This is a genomic window from Neobacillus sp. B4I6, from assembly GCF_050434045.1.
In the GTDB taxonomy this organism is placed as follows: Bacteria; Bacillota; Bacilli; order Bacillales; family Cytobacillaceae; genus Neobacillus.
The window spans coordinates 2,766,135-2,786,892 of sequence record NZ_JBNPWB010000002.1 but is presented as its reverse complement, the minus strand read 5'-3'; the positions used below and the strand labels follow the sequence as shown (position 1 = coordinate 2,786,892).

Sequence of the window (20,758 nt, the reverse complement as noted above, 5' to 3'; positions counted from 1 at the left end):
GACTAGCGGCAGCTAGTCTTTTTATTTAAACCATCCCTTTTTCTTAAACCAAACTGACATGCCGATCGCTACGAGAATCATCAGCCCAATGGTTGCGAAATATCCATATTTCCATGTTAACTCAGGCATATAATGAAAGTTCATCCCATATAGACCTGCAATAAAGGTGAGCGGCATGAAAATCGTGGTAATAACGGTAAGGACCTTCATTACATGATTTGTTTGATGTGAATTTATCGAAATATAACTATCCCTGATGTCCGTGGTAAGTTCACGGTTTGCCTCAATCATCTCTGTTAATTTTAATAAATGGTCATGAATATCAGAATAGTATTCCCTTTTCCTCTGTATGGAAGTCATTCGCTGAGAATTTAGGACCCTGTAAATTAGATCACGCATCGGTGTAATGGTATGCCTCAAGGATAGGAGGTGGTGTCTAGTGTCAAATAAATCCTCGAGCAATGCCTCCATGGATCTTCCTTTAGAATTCTCGTCAATTTCATTTAACCGATCTTCAATTTGATAGACAAGTGGGAAATAATTATCAACCATTTTATCAAGTACAAGGTAAAAAACATGGGATGGATCCCACGTTTCTATGTTAGTCGACAAATTACAACGTTTCCATACTTCCTCAATTTCAGTTGAAAATTTATGATGAAAAGTAATTATATAGTTCTTGCTTAGAAAGAAATCAATTTCTTCCCGAGTAATCATCTGTTGATTTAGTGCTTGTGTAACTAAAAAAGTGTGATCTTCATAATAATCAAGCTTTGGTCGCTGTAAAGTATGGATACAATCCTCAATGGCTAATGGGTGAAAGGAAAGAGGGGTTCTTAGGAATTCGATTTCTTCAGTGGTTGGCTGATGAAAATCAATCCAATACCATTTAAAATCTCCACTTATCAGTTCCTCAATTGAAAGGTCTGGTTTCAATTGGTTAGTTTGGGATATCGCAATTGTTCTAATCATGTTAACTCCTTAGTTCGTTCGATTATCATTCCATAAAAAGATATTATGTATAACCTTATTATAACTTTTATTGTTCAATTTTCAAAATTATATAAGGAGTTTTCCTGTCTTTATTGTCCATTTATTAATTGAGGATTTAAAGGAAAAAAGGAGGCATTCTATATAGCAGAATGCCTCAGATTGTCGAGAAAGGGTATTTTTCTCGGCAATTTTTTATTCTCAGCATTTAATTATTCATTGTACCTGCTAATGGGCCTGTTGATTTCCGCTCTAGGCACTTCGCTTTCCGCGGGCGGTCCGGGGAGCCTCCTCGGCGCTAGCGCCTGCGGGGTCTCCCCAGCCCCGTCCTCCCGCAGGAGTCTGCGTGCCTTCCGCGGAAATCAACAGGGAGGTAATCAACCTAAAGAATTGCAACACACTTTTTCTAGCCTTGCTAATTGTGTTGCAATCTTTTTCATATTTTGGCAGGCTGCCGTAAGGAGAGCCTGTTCGCTTGCTTTCTTCAATCCCCGTAACCGGCAATAGCGAAGCCAGTGCAGCTCTTTTGAGTCTGCGAAGCTTCGCTCAATTTTTTCCTTTCTAAATTTATAAAGCATTTTTCCAGATTTAGATAAGCGATTTTCCCTACCTTTTCCTTGTGCTCTTCCCAAACATGACGTGTCACTACTTTTACCTTATTTTTGGAGCGTGTACATTGGGAAAGAAGTGGGCAGTTTTCACATTTCTTCGAATCAGATTTATATTCTTTATAACCCTCACGGTTTGTTGTACCGTAGGGTAATTCTTGATTATTAGGACAAACGTATAGATCTCGTTCTTTATCATATGTAAATTTCCATTTTGGGAATAAACCAGTAGTAGGATGAAATCTTCTATGGGCAATTACTCCAAAGATATTTCGGTCAGATAATCCCTTACAAATCGGGTTCGTGAGATAACCGGAATCAAGTGCCACAGCTTCTACCTTAAATCCAAATCGTTGGACCTGACGGTCCAACCGGCTTAGGTAAGGAACAGAATCATGAACATTTCCAGGAGTAACATATACATCGGTAATAATGTTAAATTTCATATCAGTAGTCCGGTGATCGAGATAACAAAACATTTCCTGCTTGTTTTCACGAGACATAAATCCACATTCAGGATCAGTGGTACTAACCCGAATTTCTTTAGTTTCCTTCACTTCTTCCCTTTCCTTTAACGGCTTTTTTCCGTGAGCTAATCTGTCCTCTTCTACGGCTTTATTCAATTCATTAAAATATTCACGAGTCTCTACTTCAATTTCTTGTTTTGTAAATTTATGTCTATTAGCGTTAGCCTTTAAATGAGTAGAATCCGAAAATAAGACACGACCACCTACCATTTTGTGATTCATTGCCTGGAGAAAAATCTCATCAAATATTTCCTGAAAGATATCGGTACCTTTAAAACGATGTTGGCGATTCCAACTAATCGTTGAGTGGTGTGGAACAGGATCCTTAAATTTCAGGCCTAAAAACCAGCGGTAGGCAACATTCATTTCAATTTCTCTTTGTAATTGTCGCTCGGATCGGATGCCATAAATATAACCAATAAACATTATTTTAAATAGAATAGTGGGATCGGAAGGGCGTCCGTTATCATCACTATAATAAGGACGTACCTTTTCAAGAAGGAATGAAAGATCAATATATTTATCGATTAAACTTAGAAGGTGATTGTCAGGAACCAATTCATCAATAGAAACAAATTCATATTCACTTTGGGTAGATACTCTTGGTTTAAACATAGATTTCACCACTTAATTTTTTATTGTTTGGTTGTGTTAAGAGCAGTGTATTATTGATTTTACAGCTCTGTTGATTTGCGTGGAAGGCACGCAGACTCCTGCGGGAGTAAGGGGCAGGGGAGACCCCGCAGGCGCTTCAGCGCCGAGGAGGCTCCCCGGCACGCCCGCGGAAAGCGAAGTGCCTGGAGCGCAAATCAACAGACATGTTGCAAAGCCTATATATTAATAATATTATAATAAATTAACGCGGTGAATGGTTAAAGTTATTGTAGAAAATAAGAGGCTGTCGAAAGTTTCTCGACAGCCTGAGGCATTCTATATAGCAGAATGCCTCTTTACTAATTAATAATGGTTATACGATTGGTGAAGTTTCTTTATTCCGTATCGCTTGTGGTATATAAACACAGAACGGTTCACTTTCCAGATAATTGCCTGTTACGGCATAAGTTCGTGAGCGGGAACCGCCGCACATTTTGTTGTATTCACAGACGCCGCATTTGCCTTTGTAGTTATCAGGTTGACGTAGTTCTTTAAATACTTTTGCCTCACGATAAATTTCTGCAAGCGGGGTATCACGGATGTTACCACCGACAATAGGAAGTAATCCACTTGGCATAACATCTCCAATATGGGAGACAAAGGCGAAGCCGTTGCCATCATTTACCGCTTTTGGTGCACGCTTCAAGCCATCATGCATGGAAGCAAAATCAGTTGTAATCGAGTCTTCGTAATGAATTTCACCTTTTTCAATTAACTGGTCGCGCGTCTTTTGCTGTAAAACAACCCTGCGGTAATGTTGTGCTGCGGTAGTTTTAATATCATATGGTGCAGTTTTGCTTAATTCATACAACCAACGAAACACCTTTTCATGCTCAGCAGGAGAAATACATGCGTCCATTTGACCCCTGCCAGTTGGTACAAGTAGGAAGATGTACCACATAACTGCGCCTAGCTCGCCAACTAGTTTTGCCATTTGTTCAAGCGAGTCATAATTATAACGAGAGATTACTGTATTGATTTGGAGCGGCATGTCTAATTCATTTAAGTATTTAATTTTTTCAACGGTTAAATCAAATGATCCAGGGGTCCCGCGGAAATGATCATGAATCTCTGGTGTTGGGCCGTCTAAACTAAAGCCCCAGCGTGAGAGTCCGACATCTTTGAACTGTTTCATTTTTTCTTTTGTTACATTCGCTGTGGCACTAGGTGTCATCGAAACGCGCATCCCTTTTTTAATTGCATAATCAGCAAGTTCATAAAGGTCTTCTCTCATCATACAATCCCCGCCTGTAAAAACGAGCATTGGATTATCCATCTCATAAATTTGATCAATTAAATTGATTCCTTCTTTATGTGAAAGTTCCCGTGGGTCTGGAGTAAGCTGCGCATCAGCACGACAGTGAATGCACTTAAGCTGACAGGCTCTCGTTACTTCCCAAATAACGATAAATGGATTTTTATCATAATCTATTACATTTCTCATTCCATGAGGGTGCCCCATAGCATGTGGATGTCCTTTTCCTATTCCTTGCATCATCATCACCCAAATTCATTAATATTTATAAACTATAGGTTTATTATAGGTTTATCAGCCCACAGTGGATGGGAGTATTGTTACAATATTTCTACATCCTAGTGAGAATTATGTGAGATCTATAAACTTCTTTTATGTTACATTTATGTTACAAAAATATTAATAAATAATGTAAGATTCCATGAAAAGCATGATATATAGTGGATAGTTACTTAGTTGTGTTTGTTATATTTTCGGTTTTCTTTGCTAGTATTGGATTTTTTTACCTTGTAAGCCATATCCTTGGGGTTTATTCCATCCTTAATGTTCGTTTATGATGTAGGTACACAAACGAATTGAAAGGGTGCTACGATGAAAAAACATCTATTATCATTCGCAGCAACGGCGGGGATCCTGTTTTCTACATTTGTTGGTTCTGCTAGTGCACATGAAAATATTTATACTGTCCAATCGGGAGATACACTTTGGAAGATTTCACAAGCAAACAAAGTCACGGTTGCAGACTTGAAAACTTGGAATCACCTAACAAGTGATAATCTCTATGTAAATCAGAAGCTATCATTATTAGCACCACACAGCCACGAACTAATTGCACCTACCTATACGGTCCAAAAAGGGGACACACTTTACCTTATTTCAGTGCGCTACAAACTTTCCATTGCCCAGCTTAAATCATTGAATAACCTCACATCAGATATGATCTATGTAGGACAAGTCTTAAAGGTAACTGTGGGTGGTACATCAAATCCAGTACCTGGACCAACAGTATCAAAGGCGCAACTGGTGATGGATGAAGCAAAAAAATACATAGGAACACCGTATTTATGGGGTGGCAATACGCCGGCAGGTTTTGATTGCAGCGGTTTGACAAGTTATGTATTTAATAAAGTTGGAGTAACCATTCCACGAACGGCAGCAACACAATGGTCTGGACTGAAGGCTGTCAGCAGCCCAAATCCCGGAGATCTAGTATTCTTTGAAACATACGCTCCGGGTCCTACACATGTAGGGATTTATTTAGGAAACAATCAATTCATTCAAGCGGGATCAAAAGGTGTATCGATTGCAGATATGACAAATTCCTACTGGAAACCAAGGTACCTTGGTGCAAGGACTGCATTTTAATAGATAAGTAGAAGGGTCTTTCAACACTGAAAGGCTCTTTTTATTTTTTCAAAATTAAAAATATAGTATGATAAGACTAATTAAAATAATTGAAGTGAATGGAGTTGTCGGATGTATAAAAGAATTTTTAGTATAGGGATATTGCTTGTAATTATTGCGATTGGTTTTTTTCAAAAGGATGAATTACTGCATCTTATTAAACAAGGTGGAGCCTTATCGATTTTCATTAGTATGTTATTAGTGTCAATATGTGTCTTTTTTCCTGTCATCCCGTTTCCAGTTTTAGCAGGAATGATTGGAGCCGTATTTGGAACGGCCCAAGGGATGCTTGTATCCTTAACAGGGGCCATGGCTGGGACGATGGCTTTCTTCTTCTTATCCAGGTATGGTTTTCGCGATTTTGCCCAGGATAAACTGATGAAATATGCAAAAGTTCAGGAATACGATGAGTTTTTAAACAGAAATTCCTTTGTAGCGATATTAACCTGTCGATTAATTCCTATCATTCCAGCTCCGGTTGTCAATATCATTTGTGGATTAAGTCATGTGAGATGGCTAACATTTTTTATCGCATCCATAATCGGAAAAGTTCCAAACATTCTGCTTTTGTCGTATGCAGGTGCTTCATTTAGTAACAACAAGCTTTATTCTTTCGGACTTTACGGCGCCTATATGGTCATCATTATCCTGATTAACTTTGTTATTGTTTATCGAAAGCAGGCAAAGAATTCTCTTGATTAAACAACTTCTTGAATATTTAAATCATTTTGTTCTTCAACGGAGATTAGTTCCTTAAAGAAGCTTTTTAAAATAAGCCATTTAGCTGGATAGCTGTAAATAAAATCTTCGATCACCTGTGAGGAGTAATACAAAAAACAATCGATAGGAACTTTTTCTTTTTTTAAATCGTATAAAAGTGCATGTGGAATGGTGTAATAGTCATTCAACTGGTAGGGGTTGAACTTTACTACTTGAATTTTTTGGTCGTGGATCATCTTCTTTAAGGATTGTTCTTGAACTGAAATACTTTCTTCCTTAGTTAGACCATTTAAACAGATACGATCATTGATAAAATAAATTCCCTTCATTTTCAACACCTCATCTATTTACTTGATTGGTATTGTTATTGACAGGGTTTAGGAGAAGTATACTTATCCAGGTGTGGAAATTTCTATAAAAAAAATTACCCGGCCATGGGGCCGGGTATTCAAACTAATCTATATTTTAAGGGGGCGGAGGTTTAAGGTTCTTCCGTGAACCTATTTAAATCTTAATGGAAAATTATTAATAAATTATGAACGAAAGATTAATAGTTTAAGAAAAGAAAAGGAGAGTAAATGAAAGATTTCCATTGTTGTGCGACATGCAGGCATTTTAAAGCAGAAAAAAAGCCAGAGGGGATGCACTACTTTTGTAGTCGTTTAGGCTTTGAGACAAAAACGAACTACCAATTTAATTGCTGGAGTCCGAGAGAAAATATTAAGAAAATAATCGATAATGTTAATAAGGTTAGAAAGGAAAGTGATACTTAACGATAAGTTTCACTTTTTTTAGTTTTGGTAGATGACAAATGTCCATTGTCCTTCTTTGATAATCATGTTATTTTCATGAATATCATTTCTATTTAATTGAATCGCGCTTTACTTGAAAGGAGGAAATCCTATTGGCAGTTACACATACTTTTTCAAAAAAAGAGGAACTAGCTAATTCCATCACACACGGAGTGGGGGCACTATTAAGTATTTCTGCCTTAGTTATTTTAATTGTATATGCATCCCTATATGGAACGGTGTGGCATGTGGTTAGCTTCACGATCTTTGGAGTAACAATGTTTATACTTTATATGTCATCTACCTTGCTTCATAGTTTTCCTGAAGGAAAGGCAAAGGACATTTTTGAAATTTTTGACCATTCGTCTATTTACTTTTTTATTGCCGGGACCTACACACCATTTTTATTAATCGTAATCAAAGGAACACTAGGTTGGTCACTTTTTGGAATCGTTTGGGGACTTGCGATTGCGGGTACCGTCTTTAAATGCTTTTTTGTGAAAAAGTACCTTTTTTCATCAACGGCGCTTTATGTGGTCATGGGCTGGTTAATTGTCTTCGCATGGAAACCATTAGTGAATAATCTATCCTTGGAAGGGATGACCTATTTAGCTATTGGGGGCGCACTGTATACAATCGGAGCCATTTTCTATGTTTGGCGTGGGTTTAAATATCACCACGCAGTCTGGCACCTATTTGTATTAGCAGCCAGTGTTGCTCACTTTTTTTGTGTGTTGTTTTATGTCTTGCCGATTCATTCTTAAGTTGTTCATGAGGACAAAAGTCTGTTTCGAAGAGCAAACTTTTTCCTCATGGAAAGTTCATGAGGACAGAAATCAGAACCGAAGAGCAAACTTTGTCCTCATGGGAGTCATAAGGTCAGAAATTCGAATAGTGTGTGATCAAACATGCCGCATTTTTCTATAGTTAAATGTCTCCCGAGAAAACCATAGGCTCATTAAAAAGCTAATAATGCCCGTGAACAGTAAAACTTCCCCGATTATTTTCATATTTTCCGCAGTGACTTCTTTCCCAAAGATTAATCCTAAAATGATTGAGGATAAAATGGAGCCCAAATATCGGCAGGTTTGAAATAAGCCGGATGTTGTCCCAATAATCTCTTTTGGACTCTCCTTAACCATGGCCACTTGGAGCACAACATTTCCAATTCCATAGCTTAAGCCCATGATTGATAAAATAATCCCGATACCCAAATAGGAAGTATTTACAAAAAATAGGATAAAAGCCAGTGCACCAATAATTGATATAAAAGAGCCAACCATAATCGGCAGGTTTACACCAGCCCGGTCGATCCATTTTCCCGTTACAGATGAAATAATAATGCTTATTCCAGACATAAATAACATTAACAAGCCACTCATTTCCACGCTTAAACCCAATCCTTCTTGAAAATAACTTGGCAGCCCGAAAAATAAACAATAAAAAAAGATATTCAAAAATATGAACTGGATGTATACCATCGAAAGCTTTGGATGTGTTTTAAAAATACGAATATCAATGAATGGCTCCTTGACTCTTAACTCCCTCAGAACAAATAAACTGAAAAAGATGATTCCAACAAACCCCGACAGATAATGAATTTTTCCTTCAAAAGATAACAAAAACCATAAAAAGAATACCATTCCTGCAGCGAAGTACCCGATTCCTAGAAAATCCAAGTTGGAGAATAATTTTTTCATGTGAGCCTTATCTTGTTTGATGTCCTTCGGAAACATATACCACCCCAGCAGAAAGCTGAGGATAATAAAGGGGAAATTCACCCAGAAGATGGCAGGCCAATTGCCCCAAACAATTAAGAAACCTCCAATGGTAGGCCCTAGTGCTACCATTGCCGAAGCGAAAATCGATAATACGGCAAGGGCTGAGGCCTGTCTTTCTTTGATATGGTCTCGAATTAACGACATCCCTGCTGGATAAATGGCACTGCTCCCAATCGATTGAAACAGTCTCATGACAAGCAACATGAGAAAGGTATGTGACATAGGTGCACCAAACGCTGACAAGGCAACTAAAATGAGCCCCGTTAAAAAGGTTTTTTTTCTCCCAAAAATATCACCAATTTTTCCTGTAACCGGCTGTGCTACTGCACTTGCTAAATAAAAGCTGGATATCAACCACGAAACGGTTGTAAAGGAAAGCTGAAAATCCTTCTGTATACTGTGTAATGCTAAGGCGATCATTGATGAATTAAGTGGATTTAACATCGTTCCAGAGGCGACAGCTGTTAAAAATAATGCACGATTTTTCTTCATGTCTTCATCCTTTGCTGGATTTAGATTCAGTTTATTTTTTGCAATATATTTATTTCTATGAGTGCCACATTGAAAATTTATCATTCTAGGAATAGCCTCCAAACTAATATAAATAAGATAGGGATTTTTGAGTATGAAGTGGAGGAGTCTTATGGATGATATTTATCCGATTTTAGAAGTCATTGATCAACCAGGCCAAAAGGTATTAGCAACCATTGTTCGTGTTCAAGGATCAGCATATAAAAGAGAAGGTTCTTCCATGCTTTTTTGTGAAGATGGGAAGCAATTTGGCATGTTAACTGCAGGTTGCTTGGAAACAGATTTGACCATTAAAGCTCAAGAGGTTTTCATCAAGCAAGAAGCAAAAATGTTCCATTATAATTTGGCAGATGAAGACGATATGAGTTGGGGTCAAGGGAATGGCTGCAATGGAACAATTGATATTTTACTAGAGCCAGTCTCTGAAAAATTAACAGAGGATCTCTTTGTTGTAAAAAGATCCCTAGATAACTGTAAACCTGTAATCGTGTTAAAAAAGCTCGATGAATTAGGGGAGTATCTGTTTATTGAGGAGGAAGGGGATCCGTTTGGCAATTGGTCAGGGGATATTCCTAAAATTTCCTTTACATCTAAAAGTGGAATCATACCTGGAACTGATTCCATTTATCAACATACGTATCAACCTAAGCCAAGGCTCATAGTCTTCGGGGCAGGACCAGACGCAAAACTGCTTGTTCACCTGGCAGTGGAAACAGGATTTTCAGTAACGGTATGTGATTGGCGGGAAGAGTTTTGTCAAAGAAAATATTTTCCCAAAGCTGAGCAGCTCCTTTTGGGCTTTCCTAAAAAGCTTTTGAAGCAAATTTCCTTCTCTCCCTATGATTTTTTGGTCATCATGACACATCATTTTGAGAGGGATCAAGAAATATTAGAGGTGGTACGCAAGGAGCATATAAAGTACTTAGGTGTACTAGGGCCGCGGGAAAGAGCCAAAAGGCTGCTTAAATATGAACATGTCCCAACCTGGATTTATTCACCTATGGGTAAGAATATTGGAGCAAAGGGTCCTGAGGAAATCGCTGTTAGTATCGTTGCTCAATTGATTGAGGTGTGGAGAAAGCCAGTCCATGAAAGAGTGCAACTTCTGTGGACCATTCCCGAGTAAGCGGAGATTGTTCTTCAGTAGGTAATAACAGTGTTATAGGCAGTTATAAGTTGGATTTACTCAGTATAAAATCCACCTATACATGGGGGGAGGCCAGGATTTGGAGGTTATTGGGAAAAGTGTCATTCGCAAAGAGGCGTTTGATAAGGTGTCTGGAAGGGCGAAATATACTCATGACTATCATACGATTCCGATGCTGTCTGGCAAAATGGTCATTAGTCCTTATGGGCATGCCAAAATTGTGAAAATAGACACAACGGAGGCTTCAAAGATTCCCGGGGTAAGGGCAATCCTCGCTGGGAAGCACTACCCATTAACAGGGGAAGCAATCCGAGATCGACCGCCAATCGCAGTTGACAAGGTTCGTTATCATGGGGAAACGGTTGCGCTTGTTGTTGCCGATTCACCTGCGCAGGCTAAAATGGCTGCTGATCTTATTAAGGTCCAATATGAATTGCTGCCGGTGGTTAATTCACCGTCACAAGCATTTGAAAAAGGGGCACCATTAGTCCATGAACGATTAGGTGATTATAAAAAAGAAGAAGATTCTCACCCGGTGCCTGACACCAATATTGCTACCCATATAAAAATCCGCAAGGGCAATAGGGAAAAGGGCTGGAGCGAAAGTGAAACTGTAGTGGAAGCAAGTTTTTCCTTTTCCCCTTCTGATCATGTCGCAATGGAAACTAGATGTGCGTCTGCTGAGATATTACCTGAGGGGACTATCATTATTACCACTTCATCTCAAGCACCTTTTATGACCAAAAGGCTTATCGCTGATTACTTTGGTGAGGATATGGGGAAAATTATTGTCCGTACTCCGCTCGTAGGTGGAGCCTATGGCGGGAAGGCAGCCGTACAGCTTGAAGTTTTGGCCTATCTAGCTTCAAAAGCAGTTGGCGGAAAACCAGTAGAGATATTGAATACGAGAGAAGAAGATATATTAACCTCTCCCTGTCACATAGGTTTAGATGCAAAAGTTAAACTTGGAGCAGACAGTAGTGGCAAAATTAAAGCAGCAGAAATTCGCTTTTTATGGGATGGCGGGGCCTATTCTGATAAAGCAATTGATCTAACAAGAGCAGGTGCAGTCGATTGCACTGGTCCCTATAATATTGAAAATGTCTGGTGCGATTCGTACTGCATGTACACGAACCACCCCTATGCAGCCCCATTTAGAGGATTTAGTCATTCGGAACTTTCCTTTGCCATTGAGCGGACAGTGGATTTACTGGCGCAAAAATTAAAGCTAGACCCGCTGGAACTACGCAAAATTAATGCCATAAAACCGGGGAATACCACCCCTACAAGGGTCCGCTTAAATAAAAGTAATGTAGGTAACTTATCAAAATGTATTGAGAGAGTTAGAGATTTAATGAAATGGGACGAAGGTCCAATCAAAGAAATAAGTGAACGGATGATCAGGGTAAAAGGAGTTAGCTGCAGCTGGAAAACATCGACCATTGATCCAAACGCACCATCGGGGGTCATTCTAACGTTTAATCGTGACGGTAGTATTAATTTGCTATCTGGTGTGATTGAAATTGGAACAGGGACGAAGACAGTCCTTGCTCAAATGCTTGCTGAAAGACTGAAAATGGATGTTGATAAAATTTATGTACGTATGGAAGTAGATACTCAAACAACACCAGAGCATTGGAAAACAGTCGCAAGCAGGGGAACATTTATGGCGGGGAGAGCACTATTGGAGGCAGCCGAGGATATCATTATGCAATTGAAAGATATCGCTTCAACGGTCTTAAGGGCACCAATAGAAGATCTTGAAGTAGCAAATAGTCGAGTCTTTTTACGGGATGACCCATTAATCGGAGTCCCTTTTAAAGACATTTGTTATGGTTATCAATATCCAAATGGTAATTCAATTGGAGGACAAATCATTGGCAGGGGCAATTATATATTACGTCATCAAACCCATTTGGATCCTGAGACTGGCGCTGGAAAACCTGGGCCCGAATGGACGGTAGCAGCTTATGGAGTGGAAATCGAGTTGGATAAAAGGGATCTTACCTATCGACTTCTGAAGGCTTGTACTGTTGTTGATATTGGCAGAGTCTTAAATGAAAAAGCTGCTTTGGGTCAGGTTATGGGTGCCATGAGCATGGGCTTAGCCTTTGCAGGGCGAGAAACATTTTATTTTGACGAACTTGGCAGGGTTCTGAATCCCCAACTTCGAACGTATCGACCACTTCGCTACGGAGAGAATCCAGAATATTTAGTAGAATTTGTGGAAACGCCGCTGCTGGATGGTCCCTATGGGGCCCGTGGCGTTGGAGAGCATGGTCTTATGGGCATGCCTGCTGCACTCGGGAATGCTTTGTCGACAGCGGCAGGAGTTTCGCTCCACCATTTGCCGCTCATTCCAGAGTTGATTTGGAAAGCAAAGGAGGCGCAAAAATAATGCTTCCCTTTGATTTTGATTATTATAAGCCGGCCACATTGAAAGAAGCAGCCGATTTACATCACTATTTAGATCAGCAGGGCAAGCAGCCGATGTTCTTTTCGGGAGGAACCGAATTAATTACACTTGGAAGAATAGATTTAGCCTATACCGAAGCTGTTATTGATATCAAGGATATCCCCGAATGTAATGCAATGCAGGAAAGTGGTGAGCATTTGCTGCTTGGCAGTACCCTCTCACTTACAAAAATAGAAGAAGCAAATCTTTTCCCATTATTAACGAAAACTGCCAGTCAAGTCGCTGATCATACGGCTCGAGGGAAGATTTCTTTAGGCGGGAATATCTGTGCTCGAATTTTTTACCGGGAAGCTGTTTTGCCATTTTTACTTTCTGATAGCCAAGTTTTAATTGTCGGTCCAGAAGGAAAAAAGATGGTGCCAATCAATGAGATATTTTTAGAAAAGCTTCAACTGAAAAAAGGGGAATTTCTCGTTCAATTAGTAACAGAAACACGGTTTATCAAAGCACCGTTCTTTAGTTTCAAGCGTCGTCAGCAGTGGGATACGGGCTACCCTTTGATCACGGTAGCGGCATTAAAAATAGGTCAGGAAGTACGTGTCGCAATCAGTGGCTTTTGCCCTTTTCCATTTCGGTCAAAGGAACTTGAAGCTTCGTTAAATAAAAGAGATCTGCCAGTAGTTTCAAGGATTGATGAGGGGCTTTCCAAGTTACCAAAGCCTATTTTAGATGATGTAGAAGGGTCAGCAAAATATAGGCTATTTGTTTTGCGGAATCTATTGATGGATGTGTTAGCAGTTTTGGATGGAACTTGAAGTCAGATTCATAAAATAAAAAAAGGAGGGGAGAGTAACTTGAAATCTCACATAATTACGATGAATATAAATGGAGAAAATCGAAGTGTAACCGTTCGGTCTGCCGATACACTTTTATATGCGATCCGGGATAAACTTGGTTTGACAGGTGCAAAACCGGGCTGTTTAAACGGAGATTGCGGCGCATGTACAGTTAATGTAGAAGGTTGGCCGATGAAGTCCTGTTTAATGCTTGCTGTTGAAGCGGTGGGAAAAAAAGTAACAACTATTGAGGGGTTGGAGAATACACCCATCCAGCGTGCTTTTGTGGAAAACTTTGCTTTTCAATGCGGTTACTGCACCCCCGGCTTTATTATGAATTGCCATTCGTTAATACTAAAGCATCCAGAAGCAGATGATCAAATGATTAAAGAATGGCTGGAGTCGAATATCTGCAGATGTACCGGCTATGCTGAAATTGAAAGGGCATTGAAATCAGTGCTCAAGAAGAAGTGACAAAAAGGGGAACAATCTAACGAAAAAGGATGCCATTTTATGGCACCCTCGACCATGATTTATTTTTTTTTCATTTCAAAATAGGTGTCCAGTACACGGCGGCCAATTTTCAGGTTTGCTCGGTTGTCTTTTTTTCCCTGATATGCCCATGGAACAATAACGGCCATGGCGATTTCTGGATTCGAACTAGGGGCGTAGCTAATCAGGCTTAGGTTCATTACTGGAGGAGGTTCCTTACCAAACCTATATCGCTCCGGTCCGTCATAAAAGGCTTCAGCTGTACCTGTTTTACCAGCAGGTGAGTAGGGTGCAGTGCTGAAATACTTATAGGCCGTACCGCCACGTTCTTGCATGACCTTTTTAAAACCTAATCGGACACGGTACATCCAATCTGGTTTCACATCAATCGTGTTAAGGACGGTTGGAGAGATTTCTTGTATAACAGGACCTAGTTCATCTTTCCCTTCCTGTGGTTCGAGCATTTGTTTGACCACATGGGGCTGCATTCGATATCCACCATTCGCAATTGTTGAAACATATTGTGCCAACTGCATGGCGGAATAGGTATCATATTGTCCAATCACAAGGTCAAGCAAATATCCAGGCAGGTGGCTCTGACCTTTAAATCCAGTTTGTTCATTTGGTAAATCAATTCCAGTTCTTGATCCAAGACCAAACGAAGCAAATGAGTTTCTAATCGTGTCAAAAGCCTTCGCGCTAATATTTAAGGGTTTATCATATTCATAATGCCCTTTTCCAATTCTAATAGCCGTATGAAACATATAAACGTTGGAAGATAATTTTAGGGCATTAATTTCGTTTAATTTACCTAAGTAGGCATACGATTTTTTTAGAGGAGTAGCTTGAATTTTTAAACCTTTATCATCAAAAACAGTCCCGGGGCCAATCGCACCTGTTTTATAACCAGTCAAAATCGTGGCACCCTTGACAGTCGAACCCACGTTATACGTGGTGGTAAAGGTCCCGAGGGCATCATCTTCCATTTCAACGCTGCCAGTTTGTTTGTTCCTGACTATTTTTTTACCTGACATGGCTAAAACTTCACCTGTTTTTGGGTTCATTAAGACAACATAGGCACGGTCAGTTAAGAAAGTACCAGGATATCTTTTAGCTGCCCAAAGCTCCTCCTCTATGATCCGATCAACTTTCATTTGCAAATCCATATCAATGCTTAAGACAAGGTCTTTTCCCTTTTTTCCCTTTGATACGGGATGATTTTCAATTATATTGCCTGTTTTATCAGTAACATTTTTTAATTTTGATTTATAGCCGTGAAGAACATCTTCATACTGCCATTCAAGTTGGCTTTTGCCAACACGATCATTACGGCTGTAATCCCGAGCCAAGAAGTATTCCAATTGTTCAGCTGGCAGCCCTTCATCTGATTTGGTGACTTTTCCTAACACAGACTTTAAGGTTCCGTCAAAAGCATAGCACCTCTCCCAGTCGGTAGTAGTATCCACCCCTGGAAGGGATTGAAGATTTTCGCCCACGACGGCCAATTCTTTAGCGGTAACTCCTTCATTTTTAATAATTTGTGTTGTAAATTTGTATCCACTATTGAACTCTTTAAAAAGTGCAAGTACCTCAAGTCTATTCTTATCTATTTCCTTTAATTCTTCAGGTGTTATGCGCTCTAATTTTAATTGATAAATATCCCTGTCTGTTAATTTTTTGGCATAAAATAATTCCATTTCATTTTTTGTGATTTTGGCATTAGCACGCTCAGGATTATTCATAATCCAGAAATCAAGTTTATCCCTTTCGGATACCTTGTCTTTTTTTTTATTGATTAGTTTTGCTAATTTTTCAGCCGTTTCAAGCATTTGTGGTTGGCTAAATCCCTCGTTCGTGTAACTGATCGCATTCTTTGGGACATTATCAACGATGATTCTGTAATCTCGATCAAATATTTTTCCTCTTGGGACAGGATTACTGACCGTTACATCTTCTTTTCTTTCTAAATCTCTTTTAAAATTTTCGCCATACACGATTTGCACAAAGCCAAGCCGGAGGATTAAAACAGAAAATAGTAAAAAAACACTAAAAAAAATGATATTTAAACGAAAGGGGAAGTGTGACTTCTTCTTTTTCTGTTTATCCAAATTGCCTGCACATCCTTTTTACAGAACAAAAATGTTTACATATATATCCTGCCCATTTGTAAATAGTGGTATGAAAATTGTTCAAATTCTTTAAGTGATGGGATCATTTATCGACAGTATTTATGTTTCTATGAATTTTTTGTCTATAAAAAAATTTCTAATTTTTTCCCATATTTGAAATTTTAATTTATAATAAATTGGGATGTGGTTGTTTTCTTGAACGAACATCTTTAGAAACAGAAAAAAAGATTGATTAGGAGGTCTGTATATTATGGAACAGAAAGTGATCGATCCAGCTGTACAAAGGGCAATAGCTCAATTTAAGGGTTTGGATGAAAAAATCACACATTTTTCAAGTATCATCGGTTTGGCTGATTGGGATCAAAAGGTCATGGCACCGAAAAAAGGGAGAAGTATCTTTGCCAAGGCAACTGGCACACTAAGGACGGAAATTTTTAAACTCTCTGTCTCTCAGGAAATGGGCGACTTGCTAGCTGAACTAACTCTTCCTGACAACTTTGATTTATTAGATGAAGTAACAAAAGCAAAAGTTAGAGAATATAGAGCGTACTACCAAAAATCGAAGAGCATTCCTGCTGACCTTTTTCAGGAATATAGCATTCTAACAGCACAGGCAAATGATGCCTGGGAAGAGGCTAGGGAAAACAATGATTTTGCCTGCTTCCTGCCCTATTTAGAAAAAATCGTTGAGTACAAACGGAAATTTGCTGAAATATATGGATATGTTGACCACCCATACGATGCGCTCCTGGATGAATTTGAACCGGGATTAACGGTTAAGAGACTGGACCCGCTATTTGCCAAGTTAAGAGATTCTAGTGTTAAACTATTAGAACGTATTCAACAAAATGGAAACCGGACACAGGCGGAAATTTTTGATCAATCGTTTGCAATTGAAAAACAAAAAGAATTTAATCGCTTTATCTTGCCTATCATTGGTTTTGACCTGGAGGCCGGCAGGTTGGATGAAACAGTCCATCCGTTTGCCCAAACCGTTAATACTGGAGATGTACGGTTAACCACTCGTTATTTAGAAAGAAACGTCCGGTCCGCACTATTCGGTACAATACATGAAGCGGGTCATGGAATCTATGAACAGCATATCAACCCTGATTATGAGGAATCAGTTCTCCAAAGCGGAGCATCTTTCGGAATCCATGAATCGCAATCGAGGTTTTTAGAAAATATGGTCGGCCGCAGCAAGGCTTTCTGGACATACTTTTACCCTAAACTGCAGGAGTATTTTCCGAAACAGCTCGAAACTATTTCTGTGGATGAATTTTATTGGGCGGTTAATACGGTGAAACCCTCATTTATCCGTGTAGAAGCGGATGAGTTAACGTATAATTTGCATATTATGCTTCGTTATGAAATCGAAAAGGCATTAATAAGCGGAGAGATCGAAGCGAAAGACCTTCCGACAGTCTGGAACCAGAAAATGCAGGATTACCTTGGTGTAACACCAAGTACTGACTCAGAAGGCGTACTCCAAGATGTTCATTGGTCATTTGGCGGTATTGGTTATTTTCCGTCCTATTCATTAGGAAATCTCTATGCAGCTCAAATTCTGCGTACGATTCAAAAAGACCTTCCTGATTTTTACAGCCATATCGAAAACGGGAGATTTGACCTGATTCAAGATTGGTTAAAAGAAAATATTCATCAGTACGGTAAGCTTTACACCCCAAATGAATTGATTGTAAGGGTAACGGGTGAGGAATTAAACGCCGAATACCTTGTCGAATACCTTGAGAAAAAATATGCAGAGGTTTACGAATTGTAACTATTTAAGTTTATTAAACATGTAAACTCACATTGACAATAAACTTGAATTATATTATAGTATGAGTAATTAAATATTTCCTTTTTAAAGGGGAGTAGCTGCTACAATAAAGTCGTCATTCCGAGAATTCAATTCTCCGGCTTTATTGGCAACATTTGCGTTGTTAGCAAGACCTTTACTTTACTGTAAAGGTCTTTTTGTGTTTTTTTAGGCCTTTACTGTATCCAGTAAAGGCCTATTTTTATGGCGTAGGGGAGTATATTAAAAAAACAAACTTTTGAGGAGGAAACATTCATGGACTTAACTCTGTTACTCGAATACGGCTGGGTGTTAATGATCTTGGTGGCATTAGAAGGTCTGTTAGCTGCAGACAACGCTTTAGTACTCGCAATTATGGTTAAGCAATTACCTGAGGAAAAACGTAAGAAGGCCTTATTTTATGGCTTAGCCGGAGCCTTTGTGTTCCGCTTTGCTTCCTTGTTCGTGATTTCATTTCTTGTTGATGTATGGCAGGTTCAAGCAATTGGGGCTCTTTATTTACTGTTTATGGCTGGAAATCATATATTCCGTAAGGTAATCAAAGGGAAGGCAGCAGAGGATAAAGAGGAGAAGGAAGGATCAAAAAAAAGCAGCTTTTGGATGACTGTATTAAAAGTCGAAGTGGCTGACATTGCTTTTGCGGTTGATTCGATTCTTGCTGCTGTCGCGATGGCGGTTGCTTTACCAGACACTCCACTGCCTAATATCGGCGGTCTGGATGGTGGTAAATTCTTAGTTATTTTCGCCGGCGGGATTATTGGTCTAATTATTATGAGGTTTGCAGCAAATCAGTTTGTAAAACTTTTAGAAAAACGTCCGGGTCTAGAGATTGCAGCCTTTACGATTGTTGGCTGGGTTGGTGTGAAACTTGCAGTTTACACCTTATCACATCCAGCATTGGCTATTTTAAGTGAGGAATTTGCGCATTCAATGGGATGGAAAGTAACCTTTTATGTTGTTTTGGTAGGTATTGCTGCCGCAGGCTGGTTTTTCTCAAAAGACAACAGCACAGAACCAGTAAGAAAAGAACCAGAGACTTTATAATTATTAATTCATTTTAGCCTAATAAAAGGCAGACTAAAAAGTTCTGCCTTTTATTATTATTCCTAACTAAGAACATACATTTTTGAGATACTTTTCAAAGTCTCAGTGATAGTATAGACAGTAAAGGCTTAAACTAAGAGCACATTATTATCGTACAATCACAATTCCAATTTGCCTGAGAGGTTTGAGTTGATGAATTTAAAAACGTATCTTGTTATTGCCTTTTGCATTAGTGCTGTTTCCATAATTGGATTTAGTTTGATATCCTTATTGATAAGTGATCAGAAAATCATCTATTTTGACCGTACAGTAATTGATATGGTCCAAGGGTCTGAAACATTGGTTCTTACAAATGTGATGAAATTTTTTACGTTTATTGGTTCTGCCCCCTTTTGTCATAGTTCTTAGTCTTTTTCTGTTACTTTTTCTCTATAAAGTACTTCATCATCGCTTGGAATTAATATTGTTTGCTGCGGCAATCACGGGATCGGCGATATTAAATGGTATCTTAAAACAGTTTTTTCAAAGAGTCCGTCCTGATTTCCATCGTTTAATTGATATTGAAGGCTATAGTTTTCCAAGTGGACATGCGATGAATGCTTTTACGGTTTATGGTATTCTTTCGTTTTTATTATGGCGTCATATTCCAAGCAGGTTTGGCAGAGGTGTGTTAATCTCCGTAAGCATTATAATGATTTTAGCAATCGGAATCAGCCGAATCTATTTAGGTGTCCATTATCCAAGCGATATAATCGGCGGCTATTTTGCAAGTGGGTTCTGGATTACAACGGCGATTTTGTTTTTTCAATATTACCAAGAGAAACGTTATAATAAGAAGAAACAACGAGAAAAGGGTATTGCATGATTATCTTAATTAGTATGGAGTGATACATATCATCAGAAACAGTATTCCTAATTTATTTACGATTTCTAATTTATTTTTTGGATTTTTATCAATTATGTATTCTGCGCAAGGGGATTACAAAAACGCAGCTATTTTAATTTTGATAGGGATGATGCTCGATAGTATGGATGGCCGAATTGCAAGAATGTTACGGGTGGATAGTGAATTGGGGAAAGAATTGGACTCCTTAGCAGATGTGGTAACCTTTGGGGTGGCACCAGCAATGATGGCATATTATTCGTATTTCTCAGAGTTTGGGGTAGCTGGTATGGCCATTTCTGGCCTATTTCCTTTATTCGGTGCCTATCGGTTAGCACGGTTTAATATTAATGCAGTCAAATCATCCAATAAGTATTTTACTGGTGTCCCAATAACGGCCGCAGGGGGATTGTTAACACTTCTTACCTTGTTCCACGGGAAAATGCCAGCGATTATCCTTCCTTTTGCCTTTTTTATTCTGTGCTACTTGATGGTTAGTACCATTAAAATTCCTAGCCTAAAGGATATCCCGCTGCCAAAATACGGAATTATCGTCACACTATTTTTGGGATACGCCATATACCTTGTCTTTAAAAAAGAACAGCATCGCTTTCCGTACTTCATATACGTAGCAATACCGCTTTATATAGCTTTTATCGGCTACCAATTAGTTCGGAACAAAAGAAAAAATAGTCCAAAATAAAGAAGGGTGTCAGGCACCATGTGAA

General features: G+C 39.0%; 18 protein-coding genes. 12 read left to right on the top strand and 6 right to left on the bottom strand.

Translation table 11 applies throughout. From position 1 onward, the window contains the following. Positions 1 to 21: 21 nt before the first annotated feature. The 3 genes from corA to QF028_RS15845 all read right to left on the bottom strand — a co-directional run bounded on the left by corA (position 22) and on the right by QF028_RS15845 (position 4,223). Complete coding sequence (corA, locus tag QF028_RS15855; protein WP_429466812.1) at positions 22 to 972, bottom strand: magnesium/cobalt transporter CorA; 951 nt, start codon at positions 970 to 972, stop codon at positions 22 to 24. A gap of 395 nt (positions 973 to 1,367) precedes the next feature. After that, a protein-coding gene (locus QF028_RS15850; RefSeq protein ID WP_429466810.1) for an IS1182 family transposase occupies positions 1,368 to 2,740 on the bottom strand; the annotation gives its coding sequence in 2 pieces (ribosomal slippage) (positions 1,368 to 1,597 and positions 1,597 to 2,740; 1,374 coding nt in all). A gap of 352 nt (positions 2,741 to 3,092) precedes the next feature. Next, positions 3,093 to 4,223 (bottom strand): TIGR04053 family radical SAM/SPASM domain-containing protein, encoded by a 1,131-nt coding sequence (locus QF028_RS15845; RefSeq protein ID WP_429466808.1) that lies wholly within the window; start codon positions 4,221 to 4,223, stop codon positions 3,093 to 3,095. A gap of 402 nt (positions 4,224 to 4,625) precedes the next feature. Between QF028_RS15845 and QF028_RS15840 the strand changes: the two genes are divergently transcribed. After that, the gene (locus QF028_RS15840; RefSeq protein ID WP_429466806.1) at positions 4,626 to 5,399 is read left to right on the top strand and encodes a LysM peptidoglycan-binding domain-containing protein; all 774 of its coding nucleotides are present in this window, start codon (positions 4,626 to 4,628) and stop codon (positions 5,397 to 5,399) included. A gap of 111 nt (positions 5,400 to 5,510) precedes the next feature. Next, complete coding sequence (locus tag QF028_RS15835) at positions 5,511 to 6,140, top strand: TVP38/TMEM64 family protein (protein WP_429466804.1); 630 nt, start codon at positions 5,511 to 5,513, stop codon at positions 6,138 to 6,140. Here QF028_RS15835 and QF028_RS15830 read toward each other — a convergent pair. Further along, entirely contained in the window at positions 6,137 to 6,487 is a 351-nt protein-coding gene (locus QF028_RS15830; RefSeq protein ID WP_098934025.1) for a hypothetical protein, read from the bottom strand. The genes QF028_RS15835 and QF028_RS15830 overlap by 4 nt on opposite strands. 575 nt (positions 6,488 to 7,062) lie before the next feature. Between QF028_RS15830 and trhA the strand changes: the two genes are divergently transcribed. After that, positions 7,063 to 7,713: a PAQR family membrane homeostasis protein TrhA gene (gene trhA, locus QF028_RS15825; protein ID WP_215001749.1), complete on the top strand. Its 651-nt coding sequence runs from the start codon at positions 7,063 to 7,065 to the stop codon at positions 7,711 to 7,713. A 138-nt stretch (positions 7,714 to 7,851) separates the two neighbouring features. On the opposite strand, the gene QF028_RS15820 is transcribed toward trhA, so the two are convergent. Further along, a complete protein-coding gene (locus QF028_RS15820; protein WP_429472373.1) occupies positions 7,852 to 9,222 on the bottom strand; it encodes an MFS transporter in 1,371 nt (456 codons plus the stop codon). A 151-nt stretch (positions 9,223 to 9,373) separates the two neighbouring features. Here QF028_RS15820 and QF028_RS15815 point away from each other — a divergent pair, with 151 nt between their 5' ends. The 4 genes from QF028_RS15815 (at position 9,374) to QF028_RS15800 (ending at position 14,134) form a co-directional block, all read left to right on the top strand. Next, on the top strand, positions 9,374 to 10,387 hold the full coding sequence (locus tag QF028_RS15815; protein ID WP_429466801.1) for an XdhC family protein: 1,014 nt from the start codon (positions 9,374 to 9,376) through the stop codon (positions 10,385 to 10,387). 100 nt (positions 10,388 to 10,487) lie between these two features. Next, positions 10,488 to 12,806 carry a xanthine dehydrogenase family protein molybdopterin-binding subunit gene (locus QF028_RS15810; protein ID WP_429466800.1) on the top strand — a complete coding sequence of 773 codons (2,319 nt, stop codon included), beginning with the start codon at positions 10,488 to 10,490 and terminating at the stop codon, positions 12,804 to 12,806. Next, positions 12,806 to 13,639, top strand: a complete 834-nt coding sequence (locus QF028_RS15805; RefSeq protein ID WP_410883159.1) for an FAD binding domain-containing protein — start codon at positions 12,806 to 12,808, stop codon at positions 13,637 to 13,639. Before QF028_RS15810 ends, QF028_RS15805 begins: the two co-directional genes overlap by 1 nt. 60 nt (positions 13,640 to 13,699) lie before the next feature. Beyond that, positions 13,700 to 14,134: a (2Fe-2S)-binding protein gene (locus QF028_RS15800; protein ID WP_215002067.1), complete on the top strand. Its 435-nt coding sequence runs from the start codon at positions 13,700 to 13,702 to the stop codon at positions 14,132 to 14,134. A 59-nt stretch (positions 14,135 to 14,193) separates the two neighbouring features. Here the strand turns inward: QF028_RS15800 and QF028_RS15795 are convergent, their stop codons facing one another. Beyond that, positions 14,194 to 16,260 (bottom strand): peptidoglycan D,D-transpeptidase FtsI family protein, encoded by a 2,067-nt coding sequence (locus tag QF028_RS15795; protein WP_429466799.1) that lies wholly within the window; start codon positions 16,258 to 16,260, stop codon positions 14,194 to 14,196. Between the two features lie 271 nt (positions 16,261 to 16,531). On the opposite strand from QF028_RS15795, the gene QF028_RS15790 reads away from it, so the two are divergent. The 5 genes from QF028_RS15790 to pssA all read left to right on the top strand — a co-directional run bounded on the left by QF028_RS15790 (position 16,532) and on the right by pssA (position 20,733). Beyond that, positions 16,532 to 18,064: a carboxypeptidase M32 gene (locus QF028_RS15790; RefSeq protein ID WP_429466797.1), complete on the top strand. Its 1,533-nt coding sequence runs from the start codon at positions 16,532 to 16,534 to the stop codon at positions 18,062 to 18,064. A 294-nt stretch (positions 18,065 to 18,358) separates the two neighbouring features. Further along, the gene (locus tag QF028_RS15785) at positions 18,359 to 19,147 is read left to right on the top strand and encodes a TerC family protein (protein WP_215001760.1); all 789 of its coding nucleotides are present in this window, start codon (positions 18,359 to 18,361) and stop codon (positions 19,145 to 19,147) included. Between the two features lie 192 nt (positions 19,148 to 19,339). After that, complete coding sequence (locus QF028_RS15780) at positions 19,340 to 19,555, top strand: hypothetical protein (RefSeq protein WP_429466794.1); 216 nt, start codon at positions 19,340 to 19,342, stop codon at positions 19,553 to 19,555. Positions 19,556 to 19,610: 55 nt separating this feature from the next. Further along, positions 19,611 to 20,012, top strand: coding sequence for a phosphatase PAP2 family protein (locus QF028_RS15775; protein WP_429466792.1), 402 nt, complete (start codon positions 19,611 to 19,613; stop codon positions 20,010 to 20,012). A 94-nt stretch (positions 20,013 to 20,106) separates the two neighbouring features. Further along, positions 20,107 to 20,733, top strand: a complete 627-nt coding sequence (gene pssA, locus QF028_RS15770) for a CDP-diacylglycerol--serine O-phosphatidyltransferase (protein WP_251026664.1) — start codon at positions 20,107 to 20,109, stop codon at positions 20,731 to 20,733. Positions 20,734 to 20,758 lie beyond the last annotated feature (25 nt).

What these genes read in the sequence shown, in the direction of transcription:
- QF028_RS15830 (WP_098934025.1), bottom strand. Translation starts at nt 6,487, where the DNA reads ATGAAGGGAATTTATTTTATCAATGATCGTATCTGTTTAAATGGTCTA.
- QF028_RS15820 (WP_429472373.1), bottom strand. Translation starts at nt 9,222, where the DNA reads ATGAAGAAAAATCGTGCATTATTTTTAACAGCTGTCGCCTCTGGAACG.
- QF028_RS15800 (WP_215002067.1), top strand. Translation starts at nt 13,700, where the DNA reads ATGAATATAAATGGAGAAAATCGAAGTGTAACCGTTCGGTCTGCCGAT.
- QF028_RS15785 (WP_215001760.1), top strand. Translation starts at nt 18,359, where the DNA reads ATGGACTTAACTCTGTTACTCGAATACGGCTGGGTGTTAATGATCTTG.
- QF028_RS15840 (WP_429466806.1), top strand. Translation starts at nt 4,626, where the DNA reads ATGAAAAAACATCTATTATCATTCGCAGCAACGGCGGGGATCCTGTTT.
- QF028_RS15815 (WP_429466801.1), top strand. Translation starts at nt 9,374, where the DNA reads ATGGATGATATTTATCCGATTTTAGAAGTCATTGATCAACCAGGCCAA.
- QF028_RS15805 (WP_410883159.1), top strand. Translation starts at nt 12,806, where the DNA reads ATGCTTCCCTTTGATTTTGATTATTATAAGCCGGCCACATTGAAAGAA.
- QF028_RS15845 (WP_429466808.1), bottom strand. Translation starts at nt 4,223, where the DNA reads ATGAGAAATGTAATAGATTATGATAAAAATCCATTTATCGTTATTTGG.
- pssA (WP_251026664.1), top strand. Translation starts at nt 20,107, where the DNA reads ATGTATTCTGCGCAAGGGGATTACAAAAACGCAGCTATTTTAATTTTG.
- QF028_RS15780 (WP_429466794.1), top strand. Translation starts at nt 19,340, where the DNA reads ATGAATTTAAAAACGTATCTTGTTATTGCCTTTTGCATTAGTGCTGTT.
- QF028_RS15835 (WP_429466804.1), top strand. Translation starts at nt 5,511, where the DNA reads ATGTATAAAAGAATTTTTAGTATAGGGATATTGCTTGTAATTATTGCG.
- corA (WP_429466812.1), bottom strand. Translation starts at nt 972, where the DNA reads ATGATTAGAACAATTGCGATATCCCAAACTAACCAATTGAAACCAGAC.
- QF028_RS15790 (WP_429466797.1), top strand. Translation starts at nt 16,532, where the DNA reads ATGGAACAGAAAGTGATCGATCCAGCTGTACAAAGGGCAATAGCTCAA.